Below are 20,876 nucleotides of genomic sequence, written 5' to 3'. Positions count from 1 at the left end.
GCCCCCCCCCCCCCCCCCCTCCCCGCTTCTTTCCCCCCTCTCCCCCCCCCCCCCCCCCCCCCCCTCCCCCCCCCCCCCCCTCCCCCCCCCCCCCCCCCGCCCCCCCCCCGCCCCCCCCCCCGCTTCCGTTTGCGTCTACTTCTGCCACTGCTCAGCGAAAGAGACACCCACCTTCGGGTTGCCGATCAGCGCTAGGGGGGTGAAGAACCCGATCTGGCCGAGGACGCCGATGAGGACGACGATCTCCTTGTCGCTGAGGTGCTCGCGGGCCGCGTCGACCAGCTCGTCAGTGACGCGCTCGCCGTTCGGGTTCGGCGTGTGCACGGCTTCGGCCAGGGAGAGCGCGGCCCGTTCGGCGTCGGTGAAGTACGGCGCGGAACGCCAGGTCGCGACCGCTCCGAGTCGCTCGGGGGTGTCCTCGGCGTCCAGGAGCTGGCGGGCGGTGAAGTAGGAGCTGCCGAGGATCTGGCCGACGCGCAGCAGCACGATGTTGACGAGCTGCTTGGGCAGGACGCCCTCGTCGTTCACCTTGTTCACAGCGGCGGCGATCTCGCCGACGACGGGGAGGTGCTGGACCGGGTTCTCGATGCGGGGGTAGGTGCTCATCGCGGTGTTCCTTTCGGGTTGGTCAGTTACACCGCATTGACGAGACAGCGGCCGAAAGTGTGACCGCAGGACCCCACGAAAGAGATGAGTCGCGCGTCACCAATCACCGACGGGTGTGTCACGCCTTCGCGCTGAGCAGCCAGCGCCAGCGCGGGAGTTCCGCGACGGCGCTGGCAATCGTCAAGGCGCTCAAGGCGGTCGCACCCCACCAGGGCCAGGCGATCCAGGCGGCGAAAACACCGCCCGCCATGGTGGCGGCGAGGATCGCGATGGTCGCCCAGCCGGGCACGGGGATGAGCGTCTGCGGCTTGTCGCCGGGGGTGGCGTAGACGGTCGGGAGCGCGATCGCCGCGAGGACCACGGCGATCCCGAGCAGTACGGAGACCTGGCCGACCGCCGTGCCGATGGCGGTCCAGGCGCCGATCTCGGTGGCGAAGCGCAGCAGGGCGGCCCGGCGCCGCGTGGGTGAGGCCGCGCCGAGTTCGTGGACAGGGGTCATGCGTCCATCTTGGCGCAGGTAAGCGGAGACGCGGACGGTGGGCGAGATGCGAAGGGCCCGGCCGCTTTCCAGCGGCCGGGCCCTTCGATGCGTTTATCCGACGAGCGCGCCGACGCCGAGGATCGCCTTGAGGTCGGCCGAGAGCTCGACCGAGGGCCGCACCCGCCACTGGTCGCCCAGTGCGAGCAGCGTCGTCTTCGGCCCGTTCGCGAGCTGGACGCGCACCTGGGCTTCGCCGCGGTGGGTCTTGAACGTGTCGGAGAGCTTCTCGATGAGGTCCGGGTTCACCGCGGCCGCCCTGAGCGCCAAGGTGATTGGCGCCGAGTTCGCCTCCGGGCCGGTCGAGGTGTCGAGGACGGCCAGGTCCTGGGCGATGAGCTGGGCGGTGCCGTCGCGGCGGTCGAGCTTGCCTTTGACGCAGCACACCAGGTCGTCCGCGAGCGAATCGGAGACGAGCTCGTACGTGTTCGGGAAGAACCGGACCTCGATCGACCCGGCCAGGTCCTCGAGCGTGGCCGACGCCCACAGCTTGCCCTGCTTGGTGACGCGCTTGGCGACGTTCTGGAGGATGCCCGCGACGCGCACGTTCGCGCCGTCGGCGATCTCCTCGCCGTGGAGCGCGGCGACCGGCCTGTCCGCATTGGACGACAGGAGCCGCTCGAAGCCGTTGAGCGGGTGGTCGGAGACGTACAGGCCGAGCATCTCGCGTTCGAACGCGAGCTTGTCGCGGCGCTCCCATTCGTCGTCGGCGATGGTGAGGTCGACGCCGAGCGTCTCGGTCGTGTCCTCCATCATGCCGCCGAACAGGTCGAACTGGCCGCGGGCCTCCTCCTTCTTGATGGAGACCATCGCGTCGATCGCCTTCTCGTGCACCTCGGCGAGGCCGCGCCGGGCGTGCCCGAGCGAGTCGAACGCGCCCGCCTTGATCAGCGACTCGACGGTGCGCTTGTTGCACACCGGGGCGGGCACCTTCTGCAGGAAGTCCTTGAAGTCGGCGTAGGCGCCCTTCTCCTCGCGGGCCTCGATGATCCCGGCGACGACGTTCGCTCCGACATTGCGGACCGCGCCCATGCCGTAGCGGATGTCCTTGCCGACCGGGTGGAACATGTGGCGCGACTCGTTGACGTCCGGCGGCATGACCGTGATGCCCATGCGGCGGCACTCGGACAGGTAGATCGCGGCCTTGTCCTTCGAGTCGCCCACGGAGGTGAGCAGCGCGGACATGTACTCGGCGGGGTAGTTCGCCTTCAGGTAGGCGGTCCAGTACCCGACGAGGGCGTACCCGGCGGCGTGCGACTTGTTGAACGCGTACCCGGCGAAGGGCAGCATGATGTCCCACAGGGTCTTGATCGAGTCCTTCGAGTAGCCGTTGCCGAGCATGCCGGCCTCGTAGTCGGCGTACATCTTCTCCAGGACGTCGACTTTCTTCTTACCCATGGCCTTGCGGAGCATGTCCGCCTGGCCCATCGTGAAGCCCGCGAGCTTCTGGGCGATGCGCATGATCTGCTCTTGGTAGACGATCAGGCCGTACGTCTCGGAGAGGATGTCCTCCAGGGCCTCGCCGAGCTCCGGGTGGAGCGGGACGACCTCCTGGCGCTTGTTCTTGCGGTCGGCGTAGTTGTTGTGAGAGTTCGCGGCCATCGGGCCGGGCCGGTACAGGGCGTTGACGGCGATGATGTCGTTGAACTCGGTGGGCTGCATGCGTTTGAGGAGCTCGCGCATGGCCGCGCCGTCGAGCTGGAACACGCCGAGGCTGTCGCCGCGCGCGAGCAGCTCGTACGCCTTCGGGTCGTCGGTGGCGAGCGTGTCGAGGTCGATCTCCACGCCCCGGTTGAGCTTGATCGCCTCGATCGCGTCGCCGATGACGGTGAGGTTCCGCAGGCCCAGGAAGTCCATCTTCAGGAGGCCGATGTCCTCGCAGGACGGGTAGTCCCAGCCGGTGATGATCGACCCGTCCGGCCTGGCCCACATGGGGATGCAGTCGATGAGCGGCTGCGAGGAGAGGATGACCGCGCACGCGTGGACGCCCGCGTTGCGGATCAGGCCCTCCAGGCCCAGCGCGGTGTCGAAGATCGTGCGGACTTCGTTGTCGCTCTCGATGAGGGTGCGGACCTCGCCGGCCTCCTTGTACCGGGGGTGCCCGGAGTCGAGGATGCCCGAGAGCGGGATGTCGGTCGCCGCGACCGGCGGCGGGAGGGCCTTGGTGATGCGCTCGGCGATCGAGAAGCCGGGCTGGCCGTGGTGGACGCGGGCGGCGTCCTTGATCGCGGCCTTGGTCTTGATCGTGCCGAACGTGATGACCTGGGCGACGAACTCCTTGCCGTACTTCTCGGTCGCGTAGGTGATCATCTCGCCGCGGCGGCGGTCGTCGAAGTCGATGTCGATGTCGGGCATCGAGACGCGCTCGGGGTTGAGGAACCGCTCGAATAGGAGGCCGTGCTCGATCGGGTCGATGTTCGTGATCTTCATCGCGTACGCGACGAGCGAACCGGCGGCCGAGCCGCGGCCGGGGCCGACGTAGATGCCGATGGAGCGGGCGTGGCTGATGAGGTCGGCGACGACCAGGAAGTACGACGGGTACCCGGCGTTGATGATGACGTTCAGCTCGAGGTCGGCGCGCGCGAGGTAGTCGGCGGGGACCTCCTGGCCGGGGAAGCGGTCCTTGAGGCCGTCCAGCACGAGATGGCGCAGCCAGCTGCCCTGGTCGTGGCCTTCGGGGACGTCGATGACGGGCATCCGGTCCTGGACGGCGAAGATCTCGTCGTACGACTCGACCATCTCGGCGACGAGCAGCGTGTTCTGGCAGCCCTCCTGCCACAGGTCGTCGGTCTTGATGCCGTACATCTGCTCGGCTGAGCGCAGGAAGTAGCCCTCGCCGTCGAACTTGAACCGCTTCGGGTCGTCGAGGGTGGTGCCCGACTGGACGCACAGCAGGGCGGCGTGCGTGGACTTCTGCTCCTCGGTCACGAAGTGGGAGTCGTTCGTGACCAGCGGCTTGATGTTCATCTTGCGGCCCAGCTCGTACAGCTCGTCCTTGACGCGCACGTCGATCTGGTTGTTGTGGTCCATGATCTCGAGGAAGAAGTTCTCGGCCCCGAAGATGTCCCGGTAGTCGGAGGCGGCCTGGTAGGCCTCCTGGGTCTGGCCGAGGCGGAAGCGGGTCTGCACCTCGCCGGAGGGGCAGCCGGTGGTCGCGACGATGCCGTCGGCGTGCTGGGCGATGAGCTCGCGGTCCATACGGGGCTTGTAGTAGTAGCCCTCGAAGGAGGCGAGGCTCGACATGCGGAAGAGGTTCCGCAGGCCCGTGGAGTTCTTGGCGACCATCGTCATGTGCGTGTAGGAGCCGCCACCGGAGAGGTCGTCGCCGCGCTGGGACGGCTCGCCCCAGAACACGGGCTTCTTGTGGAAGCGGTCCTGCGGCGCGATGTAGGCCTCGATGCCGAGGATCGGCTTCACACCGGTCTTCTTCGCCTGCTGGTAGAACGCGAAGCCGCCGTACATGTTCCCGTGGTCGGTCATCGCGATCGCGGGCTGGCCCAGCCGCTCCGCCTCTGCGAACAGGGGTTTGAGTTTCGCAGCCCCGTCGAGCATCGAGTACTCGGTGTGCACATGCAGGTGGACGTACTGGTTCGACACGCTTCGCTCCCGCTTTGACCTGTGGTTTCGCCCGCTGCGGGCCCCGGCGCGGCGCTCCCTCGGCACTGGCGCGGGCGGCCCGGTTCAGACCTTCCACCCTATCGCCCCGCGCCGCGCGGCCGCGCCGACTCCGCGCCCCCATGCCCTCCCTCTCAGCCCTCGGAATCCCGCCCGGCGGCGCCCCGACACGCCGCTATCACACGCCGCAAACAGGACCAAGTTATCCACAGGCCCAATTCGGTTATCCACAGGAGAAAAAATAATTCTTGCCAGTACTGGGCATGTCACGGACAGTTGATATATGCACACGACACAAGCGAGAATCCGACTCAACGGCCCCACCGACCTCCTGACCACCATCCCGCTCCTGCTCGGGTTCCACCCGGAGCACAGCCTCGTCATCGTGGGCCTCCTCCACGGCGAACTCCAGTGCACCTTCCGGGTCGACCTGCCCGGCTCGGCCGACCACCTGGAACACCTGCCCGACCTCACGGCGCAGCTGAGCCTCAACGAATGCGACGGCTCCGTGGTCGTCGTCTACGGCGAGGCCGAACTCGCGAAGGCGGTCGCCGACCGCGTCGCCACCCGCCTCCACGCCGCCGGGATCGAACCGCTCGACCTCCTGCGGGTGGCCGAGGGCCGCTGGTTCAGCCTCACCTGCGGCAGACCCTGCTGCCCGGCCGAGGGGCTGATCCTCCCGGAGTCCTCTGCGGCCTCCTGCGAGGTGGCGGTCGCTGGCGGCTACGCCGAGACCGACCGGAGCGCGATCGCCGCCCAACTCGCCCCGGCCCCTGACGGCAGGCGATCGGCAGTGGCGCTGGCGGTCACGGCGGCGCTCATGGCCGACGCCGAACTGGACTGGGTCGCGCAACGCGACCTCGACCTCCAGGCGATCGACCACTGGATGGAAGCGAAGAAACTCCCCGATCCGGAGGCGATCGCCGCGGTGGGCCTGGCCTTGGGCGACCTGGACATTCGCGACTACGCGCTGCGGCGCATCAACTCGGGCCGGTTCGAAGGCAACCGGCTCGACCTGTGGATCTGGGTGGCCCGGCACCTGGAGGACGACCTGCTCGCCCCGGCCGCAACAGTGGCGGGCTTCGCCGCCTACCGCTTCGGCAACGGGGTCCTCGCCTTGGAGGCCTTCGAACTCGCCCTGAAAGCGAGCCCGCACTACCGGCTCGCGCAGATGCTCATGGCCGCACTGCAAGCCGGCATCCCGCCGGGCGCGCTGTCGAGGGTCGGCTGCGGAGACCGAGAGGAAGCAGAACTCAAAGACTGACCGCCCACGGCCCACGGCCCACGGCCCACGGCCCACGGCCCACGGCCCACGGCCCACGGCAAATGAGAATGTCCGAACCCGCAGAGGGAGAAGGAGAAAGCATGGCCAACAGCATCCGCAGGAAACCCGGCCCAGACGACCGCGCAGCGGCACCCCGCCACCGCGATGTGATCGCTACGCTGGGGGCATGGTTGAGCACCTGGGCGAGTTCGCCGCGATCATCCTCATCGGCGGCAAGGCCCGGCGGTTCGCCGGGTGCGCGAAGAGCGAGCTGGTGGTCGCCGGTTCCACGATTCTCGAGCGGATGCTCTCCGCCACCGAGGACGCGGTGTCCCGGGTCGTCGTGGGCACGCGGCCCGCCGAGGCCGCGCCCCTCCCGCAGGGGATCCGCCAGGTCCTGGAGGATCCGCCGGGTTCCGGCCCGGCCCGGGCAGTGCAGGCCGGTCTGGCAGTGGTGCCGGACGACTGCGACCGGGTGGCGATCCTCGGCGGCGACCTGCCGTTCCTGACCTCTGAGGCGCTGCGCCTGCTTCACCGTCACGCGAGCGAGGCCGGCCCGGAGAGCGGAGCACTGTTCTGCGACAACGCAGGGCGACGGCAGTGGCTGTGCGGCCTATGGCCTACCGACCTGGTCCGGCGCAACGCCGCCGAGGTCGAACCGGGAGCTCCGGCGCGGCACCTGTTCAACGGAATCGAAGTCGAGACCGTCACCTGGGAGCACGCGAGTCCGCCCCCGTGGTTCGACTGCGACACACCGGAAGACCTCGACCAGGCCCGAGCCTGGGCCGCCGACCTCAAATAGCGGCGAAAGCCGCCCGGACGGTCAACGACGACCGTCGGCCAGTCGCCCCAAAGCGACGGCCCTCAACACCATGCACAACAACGACATCGGGGTGGGCGGGGAGGGGTGGGGGCGGGGGGGGGGAGGGGCCCCCGGAGGCCACTGAGCGAACTGCCCCGCCGCGACCCGGAAACGACAGAACCCGAGCGCGAGGCGCTCGGGCCAGGTCGATGGGGAGTGGAACTAGACGATGTCGTACTGGTTGTCGAGCACGCCGGTCTGGAAGAACGTGACCGCCGCCAGCGCCACCAGGAACAGGGCGAAGCCGATCCAGTGGAGGTAGCGCCGCTCGCGCGGGGTGAAGGTCAGGATCGCGCCGCAGATCGCGCCGCCGATCAGGCCGCCCACGTGGCCGGCGAAGCTGAAGCCCATAATGAGCGTCAGGACCAGGTTGAGGCCGAGCAGTACGTAGAGCCCCTGGTTGTCGCGCTTGAGCTTGCGGTTGACGAGGATCATCAGGCCGAACATGCCGTACACCGCGCCGGAAGCGCCGGCGGTGAAGGTGTCGTACGAGAACAGGTAGACCGCGACCGAACCGGCGAGCCCCGACAGCATGTAGGCCGTGAGGTACCGCGCGGGGCCGAGATCGCGTTCGAGGATGCGTCCGAGCATCCACAGGACCACCATGTTGAACAGCAGGTGGATAACGCCGAAGTGCAGGAACATCGCCGTGATCATGCGGAAGTACCCGCCTGCCGCGACGACGGGCGCGGTGATCTCGGTGCCGAAGAGCTCCACGGACACCAGCGGCTGGTAGCCGGGGAGGTAGCCGATCTCGGCGCCGAGCAAGTGGAGCGGCGTCAGGCCCGAGCTGGTCGCCGCGGCGAGGCTGCCCGCCGAGATGACGGCGAGCACGAACACGGCGACGTTGAGGCCGATGATGACCTTCGTGACGGTGCCGGCGGCACCCGCGCGGGCGCCGCCGCCGAACGAGGAGCGCGTCTTGCGCATCGTCCGGCGGCCGGCGGCCACGCAGTCAGGGCATTGGAACCCGACGGGAGCGTCGATACGGCAGTCGGCGCAGATCGGCTTGTCGCAGCGCACGCACCGCAGGTACGTCTGGCGGTTCCGGTGGCGATAGCAGGTGGGGGCCGACTGCTGTTCGCTCATAGAGGCGTCGTTACTTCTCGATGACGACGGACTCGATGACGACGTCGTTGACCGGGCGGTCCTGCGGGCCGGTCGCGACCTTGCCGATGCGGTCCACGACCGACTGGGACTCCGGGTCGACGACCTTGCCGAAGATGGTGTGGCGGAAGTTCAGGTGCGGGGTCGGGCCCAGCGTGATGAAGAACTGCGAGCCGTTGGTGCCGGGCCCGGCGTTCGCCATGGCGAGCAGGTAGGGCTCACCGAAGTGCAGGTCGGGGTGGAACTCGTCGGCGAACTTGTACCCGGGTCCGCCGCGGCCGGTGCCGGTCGGGTCGCCGCCCTGGATCATGAAGCCGTCGATGATGCGGTGGAAGATGACACCGTCGTAGTACGGGCCCTGGCCGGGCTGGCCGGTCTCCGGGTCCTTGTACTCCTTGGTGCCGTCGGCCAGGCCCACGAAGTTCGCCACGGTCTTGGGCGCGTGGTTGTCGAGCAGCTCGATCACAATGTCGCCTGCGTTGGTCTTCAGCGTCGCCTTCGTCATGGCGTCTATGGTGCCAGACCGCCGAGGTTCGTCCAACTTTCTCCCCCGTTTCCCTCGACGGGTGTCACACGCCGGGGCACGATGAGACGGACAGGCACCTAGAGGAGGCATTCACTATGGGCTTCAGCCGACATGCCACGACTCCGACCAAGGAGGCCGTGGACCATTTCACGCAGGGTGTGACCTCGCTGAAGAACGCGGGCTTCGCTGCGGCCAGGGGGACGAAGGAGGCGGCCGCTCCTAAGGTCAACGTAGTCCTGACCAAGGTCGGGCTGCGCAAGCCGCCGGCGCCGAAGTGGCCGTGGGTCGTCGGGGCGATCGGCGCGGGTCTCGCGCTGGGGAGCGCCGCCGCGTACCTGTGGTACCGGCAGCGGACCGAGTCGATCGGGGAGGCGCTCCTCGCGGACGAGCTCCTGGACGACACCGAGCTCGACGACCGGGCGCTCACCGAGGAGCTCGTCGACAGCGTCACCCGCTGACGCCCGCGGTAGCGGTGCGGGGGAGCCGGGGGCTTCGCCGCAGAGAATTGGATATCGGGGCCACCGGTCGGCGACGACACCGGCCGGAGCCCGAGTGCGGCCGCGGGGCGGGACCCGCGGCGGCATGGGGATCGGGGGTTCGCGGCGACGCGGACCCCCGAAAGCGTGTGAAGACAACGCCGGACCGGTGCCTCGCCTCGGGGGGAGTGGGCGAGTCCACCGATCCGGCGTCAATGGGGGCGGGATAACGGCCGCACCGCGGCGAACCGCGGTCACGCACCGATCTTCGCTCCCCGTTTCCGTTCTGGGAAGGGCGGCGCGGTGGCGGTTATACGCCATGGCGCATAACCGCCATCCATTGTCGACGTTACGTTCTGCGTCGGTCACGGAATGTGTTCTTTAGCGGCCCTTCGAGACCTCGACGGCGCGGGCGAGACGGCGCACGCCTTCGTCGATCCGGTCGGCCTTCACCGCGGAGTACGCCAGGCGCAGGCAGCTCTCGCCGCCCTCGAGCACGAAGTCGGTGCCCTTGACGACCTGGACGCCCTCGTCGTTCGCAGCGGCAGCGACCTTCGCGCAGTCGACGCCCTCGCCGAGGTCGACCCACAGGAAGTAGCCGCCGTCGGGGACGATGAACTCGGCGGTCGGCAGGTACGCGCGCAGCGAAGCGGACAGCTGGTCGACGCGTTCCTCGAGGGCGGCCTTGACCGTGGCGATCGAGCGGTCCAGGGCCCCGGAGGCCGCGAACTGGAAGATCGTGGCCTGCGCGAACATGTTCGGCGCGATGTAGGTGTTGGTGGCGGCGCCCGCGATCGTCGCAATGATGTCGGCCGGGCCCACCAGGTAGCCGGTGCGCAGGCCCGGGCAGACGGTCTTGGAGAACGAGCACGCGTAGACGACGCGGCCGGAGTCGTCCTGCTCGAGCATCGTCGGGAACTGCTCGCCGCGGAAGCGGATGTCGTAGTACGGGTCGTCCTCGAAGATCGTGAACTCGTACTCGTTCGCGAGCTGCAGGAGGCGGGTGCGCTTCTCGCCCGAGAGCGTCACGCCCGCCGGGTTCTGGAAGTTCGGGATGATGTGCGCGAGGGTCGGGCGGACGCCGCCCTTGAGGAGGCCCTCGAGCTCGTCGACGTCGAGGCCGTCGGCCTGGAGGCGCACCGGGTGCAGCTCGCCGCGGCGGTTGCGCAGGCCCAGGAGGGTGCGGTCGTAGGTGGGGCGTTCGACGATCACCGGCGAGTCGGGCTTGACGAGCTCGTCGAACAGGAACGCGTCGGCCTGCATGGAGCCGTTGGTGACCAGTACGTTCTCGGGCTTGACGCCGTGCTTGGCGGCGATCCACTCGCGCAGCGGGAGGTACCCGACGGACGTGCCGTAGCCGGTGACCCCGGCCGGATCGTTGTCGAGCGCGGCCACGGCGGCGGCCTTGAGGCCCTCGGTGTCGACGATGTCGAGCGACGGGGCGCCCCGGGAGAAAGAGATGACGTCGGTGTTCGGCATGACACCAGCGTAAGCGGCCCGCAGGGTGGACGTCGAGCGGCATATGGGCGGCCTCGGGCACACCTCACCGGGCGGCACGGCGGGTCAGGTTCGGGCACGCCGGCGCACGCGGCGGCAGGGTGTGCCGGGAGCGCGTCCGCGATGCGGAATGGTGGGCGTTTCGGACCGTGCCGGGCGGTTCGCCGCGCGGCCCGCTCGTACTGGCGGCCGAGCCGCGATACGGTGCAGAGGTGGGGCCCCGGCGCCCCGCGAGGTACTTGACGGTTCCGTCGACGGAACCGCTGGAAGTGCGGCCCCGCAAGCGAAAGCGGCTCTGCCGCCCCGGACGGGCGGGGAGGGCCGGCGCCGCGGGCCGGGCCGAGAAGTTGAGGAGAACGATGACGTCGCTCGACCGCACCAGGGCCCCGTGGCCCTACGATTTCCTGCCCCCGCTCCCGTCGTTCACGCTGGTCTCCGACGACGTCGCGGACAAGTCCGTGCTCGACGCCGCCCAGGTCGCCGGGAGCGACGTCTCCCCGCACCTGGCCTGGTCGGGCTTCCCGGCCGAGACGGCCGCGTTCGCCGTGACCTGCTTCGACCCGGACGCGCCCACCGGCTCGGGCTGGTGGCACTGGATGCTGCTGGGCCTCGACGCGTCCGTCACCGAGCTGCCGACCGGCGCGGCCGCCGCGCCGCCCGCGGGGACGGTGCAGCTGCGCAACGACTCCGGGACCGTGGGCTACGCGGGCGCCGCGCCGCCCCCGGGCGACCCGGAGCACCGCTACCTGTTCGCCGTGCACGCCCTGAAGGCCCCGGTCGCTGTCGACCCGGGCGCCTCGATGGCGGTGGGGGCGTTCCACCTGACGTTCAACGCGATCGCGCGGGTCGTCATCGCGCCGGTGTACCGCAATGCCTGAGGCCGTCATCCTCGCCGCCGCCCGCACGCCGCTGGGCCGGCGCGGCGGCGTGCTCTCCGGCGTGCACGCCGTGGACCTCGCCGCGCACGCGATGAACGCCGCCCTGGAGCGGTCGGGCCTCGGCCCGGACGCCGTCGACGACGTGGTGCTCGGCTGCGTCTCGCAGGTGGGCGAGCAGTCCTGGAACGTCGCGCGCAACGCCGTCCTCGCGGCGGGCTGGCCCGACCGGATTCCGGGCACCACTGTGGACCGCCAATGCGGTTCGAGCCAGCAGGCGCTGTCGTTCGCGGCGGCGGCGGTCCTGGCCGGGCACGCTGACGTGGTCGTGGCGGGCGGGGTCGAGTCGATGAGCCGCGTGCCGATGGGGTCGAGTGTCGGCTCCGGCGCGGGCGAGCCGTACGGGCCCGTGGTGCGCGAACGCTATGCGGCGCATGTGGATGCGACCGCTCCGGTGCTGTTCAACCAGGGCCTGGCGGCCGAGCTGGTGGCCGAGCGGTACGGGATCGGGCGCGAGGCGATGGACGCGTTCGCGCTCGCCAGCCACGAGAAGGCCGCGGCGGCGAGCGACGGCGGCCGGTTCGCCGACGAGATCGCGCCCCTGGCGGGCGTGGCGGCGGACGAGGGCATCCGGCGGGACACGAGCATGGCGAAGCTCGCCAGGTTGAAGCCGGCGTTCACGGCCGACGGTTCGGTGACGGCGGGGACGTCGTCGCAGATCTCGGACGGGGCGGCGGCGCTGGTGGTGACCACGGACGAGCACGCGCGGCGGCTCGGTGTGCGGCCGCTGGCGCGGATCGCGGCGGCGTGCGCGGTCGGTTCGGACCCGGTGCTCATGCTGGACGGGCCGATCCCGGCGACGGCGCGGATTCTCAAGCGCGCGGGGCTCGACCTGGACGAGATCGACGTGTTCGAGGTGAACGAGGCGTTCGCGGCGATCCCGCTGGCGTGGCTGGCGGAGACCGGCGCGGACGAGGAGCGGCTCAACCCGCGCGGGGGCGCGATCGCGCTCGGGCACCCGCTGGGCGCCTCGGGGGCGCGGCTGGCCGCGACGATGCTGCACTACATGCGCGACACCGGTTCCCGGCGCGGCCTGCAGGTGATGTGCGAGGGCGGCGGGATGGCGAACGCGACCGTGCTCGAGCTCTTGTAGGGAGAATAAAGATTCGGACGGATCACGATATTTCGTAATAAATCCGCCCTTAGGGACCCCTGGCACAAAAGTACGCCAGGGGTCTGACATTTTCTCTTCGAACAAGAAGCGAGGGGTACTCGGCTTCAGTGGGGCGCCGGGGTCAGCGCCACTTCGAGAGGACGAGGAGGGCGGCGACCATGCAGGAGAAGCCGACCGCGAGGTTCCAGTAGCCCCAGGCACCGACCGGGAAGGCCATGCCGGAGAGGTAGAACAGGGTCAGCCAGCCGATGCCGATCACGATGAGGGCGACGGCGGTGATCGGCACCCACATCGGGCTCGGCTCGTAGCTCTCGCCCGAGGTCGAACTCGTACCCGCGCCGGAGCTCGAGTAGACCTTCTTCTTGCGCACACGTGACTTCGGCATCGACGACTCTCCAACTGAGGGACATGTCCGGCGTCCAGGGTACCGTCCGCCGGTGACGCGCCGTCCGCGCGGCATCGCGTAGCTCACACCGCGGGAGGTACGGCATGGTTGTACAGCGGGGCGAGCAGCCGGGCCGCGGCCGGAGCCCCTGGTGCGCACCGCGACACGCGCACACGCGCCCGCTCCGCCGGGGGAACGCGCAGGCACTGCGCAGACCTGCCCGTTCGGTTGATTTCCCGGTTCGCGGTACAACCCTAGGATTGCCTCGCGCGTTATGGTTACGAGATCCCCCTACGAAGAGAACACCGGCACTACGGAGGCGAAGTTCCAGGTGAGCGATCAGGACTGGTCCCCCTTCGCGAACGAGCCTCCGCCGCCCCGGCGGCCCTCGCCAGGTCCGGCGGCCGGGTCGGCGGCGGGCTCGCCGCGCACCCCCGGCCGCGCCAGCGTCCCCCCTCCTTCTGCCTCCCCAGTCCCGATCCCCGCAGCTGAGGACCCCGACCGGACCACCGCGCTCCGCCCGCCCGGCCTCGCCAAGAAGTCCCTCGTCCCCGAACCGGACGGGACCGCGATCCTCCCGGTGATCCCCGCCGCCGAGACCCCCGCGCCTGCCGGCGCCGACAGCGACGCCCGCAAGAAGCGCTCGGTCAAGCGCCACCGCAACGACGGCGGCGTCCGCGCCACCGTGCGCGGCCTCGGCGAAGTCCTCATCTCCCTCGGCGCGGTCGTCCTCCTCTACGCCGGGTACGAGGTCTTCGGCGTCTCCGAGCAGATCAACAACGAGCAGGAGACCCTCTCGGGCGACCTCGACTCGATCTGGGACGGCGCGGTCGAGGAGGAGGGCGTGGACGGCGCGCCCGTGCCCGAGCTCGGCGACGCGTTCGCGCGCATGTGGGCGCCCGATGTCCGGGCCGAGTCGTGGACGCTCGTCGAAGGCACCGAGCCGGCCGACATCGAGTACGCGCCCGGCCGCTTCCTCGAAGGCGCCTACCCCGGCGAGCAGGGCAACTTCACCCTCGCCGGGCACAACGTGCCCGCGATCTTCTCCGAGATCCGCTCCCTCGAACCCGGGGACAAGGTCGTCATCGAGACGAAGGAGAACTTCTACGTCTACGAGGTCCAGGAGCACGTGGTCGTCAACGAGACCCAGGTCGACATCACCGCGCCCGTCCCCGGCGAGCCCGGCACCGAGCCCGGCGACGAGGACTACTGGCTGACCCTGTTCACCTGCCACCCCCGGTGGGACAACTACGAGCGGTACGTCGTCTACAGCCAGCTCGTCGACACGATCCAGCGCGACCCCGCGGGCGACCTGCCCGACGCGGCCATCGACCCGGAGGCCTGACGTGTACTCGTGGATCTGGCGGAAGCTCCCCGGGGGGCTACCGGGTAAACTCATCGGCTCGGTCGCCTTGGGCATCGGAGTCGTCGCGCTGCTGTGGTACGTCGTGTTCCCGGCCGTGCGCCCGCTCATGCCGTGGAGCAACGTCGACCCGGCCGGGCAGGTGAACGTCGAGAACACCGAGAGCGGCGCGCCCGGCGAGGAGCAGACCTGCACGCCCGGCGTCGACTGCCAGGGCACGGGCTTCGACCCCGATGACTGGAAGACCGCGGAGTCCCCTGACGGGGAGTAGAACGCACAGGTGGGGGCAGTGATGGAAGACGTCGATGCGTAGCGTGCTGGTCGTCGACTTCCGCGACTCGTTCGTCCACACCATCGTCTCCTACCTGCGGGCGCTGGGCGCCCGGGTGGAGGTGCGCCGCTCCGACCGGACCGACGCGGACGAGGCCGTGAAGCTGCGCCCTGCCGGGGTGCTGCTCTCGCCCGGCCCGGGGCGGCCCGACGAGGCCCGGCTCGGCCACGACCTGCTCGACCGGTTCGCCGGTGAGGTGCCCGTGCTCGGGGTGTGCCTGGGGCACCAGGTGATCGCCGAGCACTGGGGCGCGAAGGTGACCCGCGCGGCCGAGCTGCGGCACGGCGAGACCTCCCCGATCCGCCACGACGGCGAGGGCGTCTTCGCCGGGCTCGCGAACCCGTTCACCGCCACCAGGTACCACTCGCTGGCCGTCGAGCCCTCCAGCGTGCGCGAACCGCTCGTCGTCACGGCCACGAGCGACGACGGGACGGTCATGGGGCTGCGCCACCGCGACCTCGACGTCGAGGGCGTGCAGTTCCACCCCGAGTCGATCCTCACCGAGGACGGCAGCGCGCTCCTGGGGAACTGGCTGCGGCGCCTGCCGAAGGACTAGGGGGTGTTTAAGAATCCGTGGCGAGTCGATATCCGAGTCCGTTCGTTCGCTCGCAAGGCGGAGGGGCCTTTGCATACCGGTGTTGTATGCAAAGGCCCCGACAACGCAGCGAACGGGCGAACGGGCCGGATAGCGGCCGTCAGGGATTCTTAAACACCCCCTAGACCGGGCGGTCGCCATGCGGCCCTTGCGCATCGGCGCTTCGGCGTGGAAGCCGCGCGCGGCGCGGCGCGTCGCCTAAGCTGGCAAGCGGCGCCGACCGGCGCCCCGGGGGGACGCACATGGCTCAAGAGGACTGGCTGCCTCGCCGCAGCGCGGGCGGCTCCGCGCTCGCCGGGATCCTGCTGCTGCTCATGGGCGCCTGGCAGGTCGTCATCGGGTACGTCGTCGCGGGCGGCGACGCGTTCGTGTTCACCGGCGGCGGCTACTGGTACCGGGGCGACAACACCGGCTGGGGCTGGGTGAACCTCGTGATCGGCCTCGCGGCCGTCCTCACCGGCCTGGGCCAGCTCGGCGCGGGACGGCGCCTCACGCGCTGGGCCGCGCACCCCGCTCCGGCGCTCGCGGTCGCGGCCGTCTCCGCGGTCAACCAGGTCCTCCTCGCCCCGCAGTATCCACTGTGGGCTTCTGTGGTGATCGCGCTCGACGTGTTCGCCATCTGGGTGCTCGCCACGCGCACCCGCGGCGAGGCGGCCGGGCGGCTCTGACGCGTGCCGGGTTCGCGCGAACCGGCCCGTCCTCCCACCGTGCCTGGCACCGTGGGGTTATGGCCAGACTGTGGGAGGCCGCCAAGCGGTTCGGCGGAGGCAGCCGCGGCGATACCGCGGCGGCCCTCACGTACTACTCGGTGATGTCCCTGTTCCCCGCGATCCTCGTGGGCGCCTCCGTGATCGGCCTGCTCGACGAGGACGCCACCGAGGCGCTGCTGGACGGCGTCGCCTCCCTCGCCCCGGGCGAGAGCCACGACATCATCGAGGACGCGGTCGCGCGGCTCCAGATGAACCCGGCCGCGGCGGGACTCCTGGCCCTGGTCGGCCTGGTCGCGGCGCTGTGGGCGGCGTCGAACTACGTGGCGGCGTTCTCGCGGGCCCTCAACGCGGTCAACGGGACCGGCGAGACCCGGAGGTGGTGGACGGTCCTCATCGTCCGGATCGTGCTCACCCTCGTCGTGGGCGCGCTGACTGCGGTGTGCGGGCTCGTGGCCGCTACGGGCGGGTCGGTGGCGCGCGCGATCGGCGACGCGCTCGGGTCGAGCGGCACCGCTGTCGCCGTGTGGGCGTGGGTGAAGTGGCCCGTGGTGATCGTCCTCGTCGTCGTGATCGTGGCGCTCCTGTACTGGCTCGCCCCTGCGAAACGCTCGAGGCTGCGCCAGCGCGCGCCCGGGGCGGCGCTGGCGGTGGTGCTGTGGCTCGCGGCGTCGGCGGCGTTCGGGCTGTACGCGGCGAACTTCGGCAGCTACGACCGGACGTACGGGGCGCTGGGCGGGGTGATCGTGTTCCTGGTGTGGCTGTGGATCACGAACGCGGCGTTGGTGTTCGGCGCGGAGTTCAACGCGGCGGCCGAGCCTGCGGCGGATGCGGCGGGGACCGCCGGGGGCGAGGCCTCGGAACCGAGCGTCTCCTAGGTGCTCTTGGGCTGCACCAGGCCCGATTCGTAGGCGAAGACGACGAGCCCGGCCCGGTCGCGGACGGCGAGTTTCATCATGGCGCGGTGGACGTGGGTCTTGGCGGTCGCGGGGCTGATGAAGAGGCGTTCGGCGATCTCGCCGTTGGTGAGGCCGCGGGCGACGAGGGCGACGATCTCGGTCTCGCGGGAGGTGAGGCCCTCGACCTGCCCGGCGAGGCGGGAGGGCGGGTGGGCGACGTACTCGGCGACGAGTTTCGCGGCGATCTGCGGGGAGAGGAGGGTTTCGCCTGCGGCGGCGGCGCGGACGCAGCGCAGGAGCTCTTCGGGTTCGGTGTCCTTGACGAGGTATCCGGCGGCTCCGGCGCGGAGGGCGTCGAAGACGTAGGCGTCGAAGGAGTAGTTGGTGAGCATGACGACGCGCAGGTCGGCGAGGCGGTCGTCGGCGGCGATGGCGCGGACGGCGGTGATGCCGTCGCCGCCGGGCATCTCGACGTCGAGGAGGGCGACGTCGGGCCGGTACTCGTCCGCGAGGCGGACGGCGGTGGGGCCGTCGGCGGCTTCGGCGACGACGGTCATGTCGTCCTCGGCGTCGATGAGGGCGCGGAAGCCGCCGCGCATGAGCGGCTGGTCGTCGGCGAGGAGTACGCGGATCATCGGGTCCTTCCGGGTTCGGTCGCGGCGGTCTGGGCGGGGATCAGCGGTTCGGGGAGGGGGAGGCGGGCGGTGACGGTGAAGCCGTCGTCCGGTCCGGCGGTGCTGTTCCCGAACGTGATGGTGCCGCCGAGGGCGTCGACGCGTTCGCGCATGCCGGTGAGGCCCCGGCCGGGGGTGAAGTCGCGGGCGCGGCCGTTGTCGGCGACTTCGATGTGGAGGGCGTCGTCGCCGCGGCGGACGCGGACGCGGACGCGGTCGCCCGCGGAGTGGCGGACGGCGTTGGTGAGGGCCTCCTGGACGATGCGGTAGGCGGCGTGGTCGACCTCCTCGTCGAGGACGGCGGTCTCGTCGACCTCGCAGTCGACGTCGATGTGGAAGCCGAGGCCGCTGTAGCGGTCGGCGAGGGGCTTGACGCGGGAGAGGCGGTGGCCCTCGTCGTCGCGGAGCATCGTGAGGGTCTCGCGCAGTTCGCGGGTGGCGTCCTTGGCGGCCGCCTCGACGGCGACGAGCGCGGGCGCCGGTTCCTCGCCTCGTTTGCGCGCCAGGTGGAGTGCGACGCCCGCTTGGACGCGGATGACGGAGATCGAGTGGGTGAGGGAGTCGTGGAGCTCGCGGGCGATGCGGACGCGCTCGTCGGCGGCCTTGCGTTTGACGGCCTCTTCGCGGGTGTGCTCGGCCTCGGCCATGTAGGCGTCCCGCTGGCGGCGGGACTCGCCGGAGATGAGGGCGACGTGGAGCCAGCCGATGACGAGCATGGACTGCTCCATGACCGCGCCGGTGAAGTGGAATCCGGCACCGGCCCAGTTGCCGAGCATCGTCGCGGCTGAGACGAGCATGACCAGGCCGACGGTGAGCCTGCGGTGCCCCCGGTACATCGCGACGGCGATCGCCACCAGTGCCGGGACGGCTGCGAGCGGGCCGACGCCGAGGTGGCCTCCGGCGACCAGGGCGCCGACGCTGACGAGCATGACCGCGCGCGGGTAGCGCCGCCACAGCGGGAACACGAGGGGGCCGATCGCCAGGAGCGGCCAGCCGTACCAGGCGAGGCCGTCGCCGACGGCTTTGGCCGCGCCCGAGACGAGCGTGTCGGCGAGCAGGATCGCGGCGACGACGAGGTCGAGGCGCAGGCCTGTGAGGCGGCTTCCGGGGGGATTCGGCATGGGCCCAATCCTATGGCGGGGCCGTCACCTCGGCGTCGGCCCGCGGTGCAGCGGCCGTGTACGGCGCAGGGTGTACGCCGGGGGTCCCGGATGCGGCGCTCGTCGGGGGCGGGAATGTCGGCTCGGGGACGACGCGCCCAGGGCTCGCGGCGGGGAGTCTGGAGTCATGGCCCGCCGGGCCGGAACGGTTCGGCGGGAAGCGATTCGAGGAGGACCCCCATGCCCCAGATCAGATATGTGGACCCGGTCGAGGCCAGACAGGCGGACGGCCTGGTCGCCGAGGTGTACGGGCAGGCGAAGCGGGAGCTGGGCGCGGTCGGCGCGCCGTTCCAGATGCTCTCGCCCGCGCCGGAGCTGCTGGCGTCCATGTGGTCGCTGCTGCGGGAGTCGCTGATGTGCGGCGGGCCGCAGGAGCGGCTCGCGAAGGAGGTCGTGGCGACCGCGATAGCGGTGCGCAACGGCTGCCGGTTCTGCACGGACGCGCACACGGTGCTGCTGCACGCGCTGGGCGAGTCGGCGCTGGCCGAGGGGCTGCGCGCGGGGACGCCGCCGAAGGAGTGGGCGCCGCTGGCGCAGTGGGCGCTGGACCCGGGTCCGGAGGGGCCCTTCAAGGCTTCTGCGGCGCCGCGGTTCATCGGGACGGCGCTGGTGTTCGAGTTCATCACGCGGCTGGTGCAGGTGCTGGCGCACAACGAGTCGCCGCATCCGGTGACGGCCACGAAGCTGGGCCGGTCGGTGGCGTCGCGGTCGCTGCGGACGGCGGTCATGGCGGACCTGGAGCCGGGCGCGAGCCTGGCGCTGCTGGAGGACCGGCCGGGCTGGGCCCGGGGGCTGCGGATGCGCGAGCCGGCGTGGGCGGCGGGTTCGCCTGTGGGCGTGGCGTACGCGCATCTGCGGGCGTACGCGGCGTCGGCGGGCCCGGGCCTGATCGGCGGGGACGCGGCGGAGGCCGTGGCGCGCACGGTCGGCGTCCGCGAGGATGCGATCGGTGCGGGCCTGCCGGAGCTGGTGGACGGCGGCGGCCTGGAGGACGGGCCCGCGCTGGGCGCCCGGCTCGCGGTGGCGGCGGCGATCAGCCCGAGCGCCGTGAACGAGTCTCTTGTGGACTCCTGGCGGGGCGAGAAGCACTCGGACCACTGCGTGGTCCACCTGCTCGCCTACGGCACGATGACGGGCGTCGACGCCCTGCAGGACGAGATCGAGACGCGCAGCAACGCTCTGGAGGCTTCCGATGCTTAGGTTCTACCGGGTCTGGATCGGCGTCCTGCACGTCCTGATCGGCCTCCAGTTCTTCCTGGCGGGCTACGGCGCGATCGGGTCCGGCTCGCCGGACGAGTCGTTCGCGCTGCACATCATGAACGGCCGGCTCATCGCGGCGGTCGCGCTGCTGGGCATCCTGTTCGCGGCGCTGTCGCGGGCGGGCGGGAAGCTCGTCGGCATGGCGGCGGGCGTGCTCGGCCTCGTGGTCCTGCAGTCGGTGATCGCACTGGTGAGCGTCGCGGGCACGACGCCGGGCCAGATCATCTTCGGCTTCCACGCGATCAACGCGCTCATGATCATGGGCCTGGCGGAGGCCTCGGGTCGGTACGCGAAGCAGCTGCTCGCCGACCGCAGGCCCGCCGAGACGGACGCGGCACCCGCGACCGCCTGAACTCGCAACCGGGAAACCCGGCCCGCGGCGACACCCCGCCGCGGGCCGATCCGCGCCCCGCGGAAACGGCTTGCCACCCGTCTTAGTCTGGTGTACATGACGAATCCCCCTCTCCGGCGCTCGGCGCGCGTGCTCCTTGTCGACGAAGACGAGCATGTGCTGCTGTTCTTCAACCGCGAGTCGCCGGCGCGCGGCGCGGGCTACTACTTCACCGTGGGAGGCGGTGTCGACGAGGGCGAGTCGCTCGCCGAGGCGGCGGCGCGGGAGCTGCGCGAGGAGACGGGCCTGCGGGTCGCACCTGAAGTCCTGGGCGCGGTGGTGTGCCGCAGGGAGGGGCCCTGGATCACGAACTCGGGGCGCCGGTTCCATGCGGAAGAGCACTACTTCTTCTTGCGCACCGCGCGTTTCGAGCCCGACTTCAGCGGCCTCGACGAGGGCGAGCGGAACGAGATCCTGCGGGGCGAGTGGCTCTCGCTCGCGGATCTTGACGCAACCGACGCGATTGTCTTCCCGATCGGCCTCACGGGCCTGCTCAAGCGCCTATTCGCGGGCGAGCGACCGGAGGAGCCGGTCGAGCTGCCCTGGGTGGACCTGACCTAGCGGGGTGACC

Annotated in this window: 22 protein-coding genes; 13 read left to right on the top strand and 9 right to left on the bottom strand. The window is 70.8% G+C overall.

The annotated features are described in order from the left end of the window. Nucleotides 1-135: 135 nt before the first annotated feature. From ACZ60M_RS18325 to dnaE, 3 genes are all read right to left on the bottom strand, one after another. Complete coding sequence (locus ACZ60M_RS18325; protein WP_465419541.1) at nt 136-606, bottom strand: carboxymuconolactone decarboxylase family protein; 471 nt, start codon at nt 604-606, stop codon at nt 136-138. A gap of 118 nt (nt 607-724) precedes the next feature. After that, on the bottom strand, nt 725-1,105 hold the full coding sequence (locus ACZ60M_RS18320; protein ID WP_465419539.1) for a hypothetical protein: 381 nt from the start codon (nt 1,103-1,105) through the stop codon (nt 725-727). 93 nt (nt 1,106-1,198) lie between these two features. Next, nucleotides 1,199-4,741: a DNA polymerase III subunit alpha gene (gene dnaE / locus ACZ60M_RS18315; protein WP_465419537.1), complete on the bottom strand. Its 3,543-nt coding sequence runs from the start codon at nt 4,739-4,741 to the stop codon at nt 1,199-1,201. 301 nt (nt 4,742-5,042) lie between these two features. Between dnaE and ACZ60M_RS18310 the strand changes: the two genes are divergently transcribed. Continuing rightward, on the top strand, nt 5,043-6,023 hold the full coding sequence (locus ACZ60M_RS18310) for a DUF4192 domain-containing protein (protein ID WP_465419535.1): 981 nt from the start codon (nt 5,043-5,045) through the stop codon (nt 6,021-6,023). 187 nt (nt 6,024-6,210) lie between these two features. Continuing rightward, nucleotides 6,211-6,825 carry a molybdenum cofactor guanylyltransferase gene (gene mobA, locus ACZ60M_RS18305; RefSeq protein ID WP_465419533.1) on the top strand — a complete coding sequence of 205 codons (615 nt, stop codon included), beginning with the start codon at nt 6,211-6,213 and terminating at the stop codon, nt 6,823-6,825. Between the two features lie 222 nt (nt 6,826-7,047). Here mobA and ACZ60M_RS18300 read toward each other — a convergent pair whose 3' ends face one another. Next, on the bottom strand, nt 7,048-7,974 hold the full coding sequence (locus tag ACZ60M_RS18300; protein WP_465419531.1) for a rhomboid family intramembrane serine protease: 927 nt from the start codon (nt 7,972-7,974) through the stop codon (nt 7,048-7,050). A 10-nt stretch (nt 7,975-7,984) separates the two neighbouring features. After that, nucleotides 7,985-8,497: a peptidylprolyl isomerase gene (locus ACZ60M_RS18295; protein WP_465419530.1), complete on the bottom strand. Its 513-nt coding sequence runs from the start codon at nt 8,495-8,497 to the stop codon at nt 7,985-7,987. Between the two features lie 116 nt (nt 8,498-8,613). Between ACZ60M_RS18295 and ACZ60M_RS18290 the strand changes: the two genes are divergently transcribed. Continuing rightward, nucleotides 8,614-8,976 (top strand): hypothetical protein, encoded by a 363-nt coding sequence (locus ACZ60M_RS18290; protein ID WP_465419529.1) that lies wholly within the window; start codon nt 8,614-8,616, stop codon nt 8,974-8,976. A 399-nt stretch (nt 8,977-9,375) separates the two neighbouring features. Here the strand turns inward: ACZ60M_RS18290 and ACZ60M_RS18285 are convergent, their stop codons facing one another. Beyond that, nucleotides 9,376-10,497 (bottom strand): aminotransferase-like domain-containing protein, encoded by a 1,122-nt coding sequence (locus ACZ60M_RS18285; protein ID WP_465419544.1) that lies wholly within the window; start codon nt 10,495-10,497, stop codon nt 9,376-9,378. A 353-nt stretch (nt 10,498-10,850) separates the two neighbouring features. Here ACZ60M_RS18285 and ACZ60M_RS18280 point away from each other — a divergent pair, with 353 nt between their 5' ends. Further along, nucleotides 10,851-11,369 (top strand): YbhB/YbcL family Raf kinase inhibitor-like protein, encoded by a 519-nt coding sequence (locus tag ACZ60M_RS18280; RefSeq protein WP_465419528.1) that lies wholly within the window; start codon nt 10,851-10,853, stop codon nt 11,367-11,369. Next, nucleotides 11,362-12,519, top strand: coding sequence for a thiolase family protein (locus ACZ60M_RS18275; RefSeq protein ID WP_465419527.1), 1,158 nt, complete (start codon nt 11,362-11,364; stop codon nt 12,517-12,519). Before ACZ60M_RS18280 ends, ACZ60M_RS18275 begins: the two co-directional genes overlap by 8 nt. A 142-nt stretch (nt 12,520-12,661) precedes the next feature. Here the strand turns inward: ACZ60M_RS18275 and ACZ60M_RS18270 are convergent, their stop codons facing one another. Continuing rightward, on the bottom strand, nt 12,662-12,925 hold the full coding sequence (locus tag ACZ60M_RS18270; RefSeq protein ID WP_465419525.1) for a cell division protein CrgA: 264 nt from the start codon (nt 12,923-12,925) through the stop codon (nt 12,662-12,664). Between the two features lie 274 nt (nt 12,926-13,199). Here ACZ60M_RS18270 and ACZ60M_RS18265 point away from each other — a divergent pair, with 274 nt between their 5' ends. From ACZ60M_RS18265 to ACZ60M_RS18245, 5 genes are all read left to right on the top strand, one after another. Beyond that, nucleotides 13,200-14,270, top strand: coding sequence for a class E sortase (locus ACZ60M_RS18265; protein WP_465419523.1), 1,071 nt, complete (start codon nt 13,200-13,202; stop codon nt 14,268-14,270). Between the two features lie 67 nt (nt 14,271-14,337). After that, complete coding sequence (locus ACZ60M_RS18260; protein WP_465419522.1) at nt 14,338-14,559, top strand: hypothetical protein; 222 nt, start codon at nt 14,338-14,340, stop codon at nt 14,557-14,559. A 34-nt stretch (nt 14,560-14,593) separates the two neighbouring features. Continuing rightward, nucleotides 14,594-15,175 (top strand): anthranilate synthase component II, encoded by a 582-nt coding sequence (locus ACZ60M_RS18255; protein WP_465419520.1) that lies wholly within the window; start codon nt 14,594-14,596, stop codon nt 15,173-15,175. 281 nt (nt 15,176-15,456) lie between these two features. Next, on the top strand, nt 15,457-15,882 hold the full coding sequence (locus ACZ60M_RS18250; protein WP_465419519.1) for a DUF7144 family membrane protein: 426 nt from the start codon (nt 15,457-15,459) through the stop codon (nt 15,880-15,882). Between the two features lie 59 nt (nt 15,883-15,941). Beyond that, the gene (locus ACZ60M_RS18245; protein WP_465419517.1) at nt 15,942-16,799 is read left to right on the top strand and encodes a YihY/virulence factor BrkB family protein; all 858 of its coding nucleotides are present in this window, start codon (nt 15,942-15,944) and stop codon (nt 16,797-16,799) included. Here the strand turns inward: ACZ60M_RS18245 and ACZ60M_RS18240 are convergent. Continuing rightward, nucleotides 16,796-17,455 carry a response regulator gene (locus ACZ60M_RS18240; protein WP_465419515.1) on the bottom strand — a complete coding sequence of 220 codons (660 nt, stop codon included), beginning with the start codon at nt 17,453-17,455 and terminating at the stop codon, nt 16,796-16,798. The two genes, ACZ60M_RS18245 and ACZ60M_RS18240, sit on opposite strands and share 4 nt — an antisense overlap. Then, complete coding sequence (locus ACZ60M_RS18235) at nt 17,452-18,615, bottom strand: sensor histidine kinase (protein WP_465419513.1); 1,164 nt, start codon at nt 18,613-18,615, stop codon at nt 17,452-17,454. Before ACZ60M_RS18235 ends, ACZ60M_RS18240 begins: the two co-directional genes overlap by 4 nt. 219 nt (nt 18,616-18,834) lie before the next feature. Here ACZ60M_RS18235 and ACZ60M_RS18230 point away from each other — a divergent pair, with 219 nt between their 5' ends. The 3 genes from ACZ60M_RS18230 (at nt 18,835) to ACZ60M_RS18220 (ending at nt 20,866) form a co-directional block, all read left to right on the top strand. Further along, the gene (locus tag ACZ60M_RS18230; RefSeq protein ID WP_465419511.1) at nt 18,835-19,854 is read left to right on the top strand and encodes a carboxymuconolactone decarboxylase family protein; all 1,020 of its coding nucleotides are present in this window, start codon (nt 18,835-18,837) and stop codon (nt 19,852-19,854) included. After that, complete coding sequence (locus ACZ60M_RS18225) at nt 19,847-20,266, top strand: DUF6220 domain-containing protein (protein WP_465419509.1); 420 nt, start codon at nt 19,847-19,849, stop codon at nt 20,264-20,266. Before ACZ60M_RS18230 ends, ACZ60M_RS18225 begins: the two co-directional genes overlap by 8 nt. 96 nt (nt 20,267-20,362) lie before the next feature. After that, nucleotides 20,363-20,866 carry an NUDIX hydrolase gene (locus tag ACZ60M_RS18220; protein WP_465419507.1) on the top strand — a complete coding sequence of 168 codons (504 nt, stop codon included), beginning with the start codon at nt 20,363-20,365 and terminating at the stop codon, nt 20,864-20,866. Nucleotides 20,867-20,876: the final 10 nt, after the last annotated feature.

This window comes from Glycomyces sp. NPDC050141, from assembly GCF_055586545.1.
Note: the sequence above shows the minus strand (reverse complement) of the source record. Positions and strands in the feature narration are given on the sequence as shown.